Source organism: Streptomyces prasinopilosus, from assembly GCF_001419695.1.
GTDB lineage: Bacteria > Actinomycetota > Actinomycetes > Streptomycetales > Streptomycetaceae > Streptomyces > Streptomyces prasinopilosus.
In genome coordinates this window covers 1-1,700 of sequence record NZ_LIRG01000590.1, presented here as the reverse complement: position 1 = coordinate 1,700, position 1,700 = coordinate 1, and the positions used below count along the sequence as shown (strand labels likewise).

The window sequence follows — 1,700 nt, the reverse complement described above, 5'->3', positions numbered from 1 at the left end:
CGCCGCCCGGCACGCCCGGCGTCCCCGGAGTGCCGGGCGTGCCGGGCGGCGAGTAGGGGTGGGAACCGTGGGCACAAGAAACGGTGTCGAAGGCACGATCTACGGAGTTGGGCAGTTCATGGACGAGCAGCCGGTGGACGAGACCGCCGTCGCCGAACTCCGCCTCGCGCAGCGCGAGGCGGATGCCGTGCACGGCGTCGTCCGCGAGCCGGCGGGCCTCGGTGAGCGGAGTGCCGGTGGCGGTGAGGGGGTTCCACGCGCCCGAGGCGGCGTCGGCCTCCCGGTCCTCCACGGCGTCCAGGAGGTGGGCGAGCCGGCCGAAGAGCCGTCCCGCCTCGGCGAGCGGCTCCGCGTTGTGCGGCCGGCCGGCGAGCACCGCCGTGTGCGCGAAGGCCGCCGCGGTGGCGGTCTCGGTCGGTTCGGTGACGGTGAGGACCGGGGTGCCGGGGCCCGCGAGGGTCTCGATGCCGGTCTGCCGGTCAACGGCGTCGACCAGGACGGCCGTGTCGAACCCGACGTCCGTACCGGTCCGCGCCCCGGCCCGGTCCCAGCTCGCGGCGACGCGGCGCGCGGCGAGCGCCACCGGGCGGCGGCCCAGCAGTCCGTCCCGGTCGGCGACGTGGTCGCGCACCTTGGCGGAGGCCAGCACCAGCGACACGGCCGCCGCGAGCCGCGAGCCCTCACCGTGTGCCACGGAGGCGGTGCGCATGCCGCGCAGGGGACACGGTCCCGCCGTACGCCGTCCGGCACCGGCGTCCTCGGCCTGAGCCTCCGTCAGGACGGAGACGAGCAGCCCGTCGTAGTTGGTGACGACGCGTGCGAGCTGCCCGTGGTCCCGGCGCAGCGCCAGGCACAGTCCGCACAGGTGTGCCGTCCACTGGGCCGTGAGCCGTTCACCGAGCCGGTGCCGGCAGGGTCTGACCATTCCGAACATGACGTTCCCCCGTGGGTGATCCGAAGTGGAGCGGCGGCATCGTACTCACGGCCACGTTCACCCGTACGCGCCGCTGCTCACCCATACGCCGAGAAGAATCATATTTCACTCATAGTCAGCATCTGCTTATATCGGGGCCCTTGGGGGGCTTGGGCTCTCGACGGACGCGCCCTGCACCAGTACCGTCACAAACCCCCCGCACGGCGTCCCAGCACTTGGCGCGCCATCCGCATCATGGACGACCATAGGGATGCGGAAAGCAAGTAAGGACCGCTGTGAGAGGAGGCGTCCATGGGATCGGTACGCAAGGCAAGTGCCTGGCTTGGCCTCGTCGACGACAACGAAGACGAGCGCTACTACGACGACGACTACTCCGACGGGGCTGTGCCCGGGGACGCCTGGGTCACCGATCCTCGGGTCAAGGTGGCCACGGACGTCGCCGCGGAGAAGGGCCGCCGCATCGGCACGGTGACCCCGGACAGCTTCCGGGACGCCCGCGCCATCGGCGAACTGTTCCGGGACGGGGTCCCCGTCATCATGAACCTCACCGCCATGGACGCCGGTGACGCCAAGCGCGTCGTCGACTTCGCCGCCGGGCTGATCTTCGGTCTGCGCGGTTCCATCGAGCGGGTGTCCAACCGCGTGTTCCTGCTGAGCCCGGCCGACACCGAGGTCGTCAGCGGGGAGCCGGCCGCGCACCGGTCGGACGGCTTCTTCAACCAGAGCTGAGGCGGGGCCGCTCCCCGGCCCGGCCCTGCCCCCTCCC

The 1,700-nt window shown here is 72.1% G+C and carries 2 protein-coding genes; one reads left to right on the top strand and one right to left on the bottom strand.

Going from position 1 to position 1,700, the window contains the following annotated elements; all coding sequences use genetic code 11:
* Positions 1-934 (bottom strand): DUF5685 family protein (locus tag AOK18_RS22835; protein ID WP_055695553.1); only part of this gene is annotated, 934 nt, incomplete at its 3' end.
* A 291-nt stretch (positions 935-1,225) separates the two neighbouring features.
* Here AOK18_RS22835 and AOK18_RS22830 point away from each other — a divergent pair.
* Complete coding sequence (locus AOK18_RS22830) at positions 1,226-1,663, top strand: cell division protein SepF (RefSeq protein ID WP_055575186.1); 438 nt, start codon at positions 1,226-1,228, stop codon at positions 1,661-1,663.
* The last annotated feature ends 37 nt before the right edge of the window (positions 1,664-1,700 follow it).